Source organism: Natronococcus sp. (genome assembly GCF_047921035.1).
In the GTDB taxonomy this organism is placed as follows: Archaea; Halobacteriota; Halobacteria; order Halobacteriales; family Natrialbaceae; genus Natronococcus.
This window is the reverse complement of record NZ_JBLRWX010000246.1, coordinates 1-650: the sequence shown is the minus strand read 5'-3', so window position 1 is coordinate 650 and position 650 is coordinate 1. Positions and strand designations below refer to the sequence as shown.

Sequence of the window (650 nt, the reverse complement as noted above, 5' to 3'; positions counted from 1 at the left end):
CCTGCCCGCGTCCTTCTTGGTCAGTGAACGGATCGTCGAGGCCGGACACCCGAATGAGTGTGACCGAATCGATCGTTTCGAGGTACGCTTGATCAACGTCGTCGGTTTGTGTTTCGCTGTCTGTCCCCGTGTCAGTCGAGGATGACCGGAGCATTGTACAACCCGCAACCGAGCCAAGAAGACCGACACCCGCTGCGAGCGCGTGCCGGCGACTCAGTAGGGTTTCGTCCATACCCGAACGTCGGTAGCAAACCTTTTGAAGCCGAGGTAACCACCCACTCATACGGATTGCTGTAACGATTTACCGGCGCAACCGCCGCACGGGTCGCGGTTGCGCCGGTAATGACTCACAGTAAACCGTATCAGTCTCGGTTAATCCAGTCTCATGCGTTCTCTACTTCTTTGCGTAGAGCGCATTGGCTTCCCGATATGAACCTCTTTTTCAATCGGGATTTTTGTTCGTCTCGCCCGAGAGGGACAGTGACGAAGCTCAAATACGAGCGGACGAGCCAGAGCGACAAGCGTACGCAGATTCCTCAATCACATGGAACAAAACGGGACTGATCGGGCGGACTCATCGGTTGTCGATGAGGAACGGGCGTGGGAACACTTCTGCCGGACCGGCTGTATCATCCCGAGATATGCTCACG

Annotated in this window: 1 pseudogene; it reads right to left on the bottom strand. The window is 56.0% G+C overall.

What is annotated here, in order from left to right:
- A pseudogene (locus ACNA7R_RS20515) lies at positions 1-232 on the bottom strand (serine protease); the annotation flags it as partial.
- Positions 233-650 lie beyond the last annotated feature (418 nt).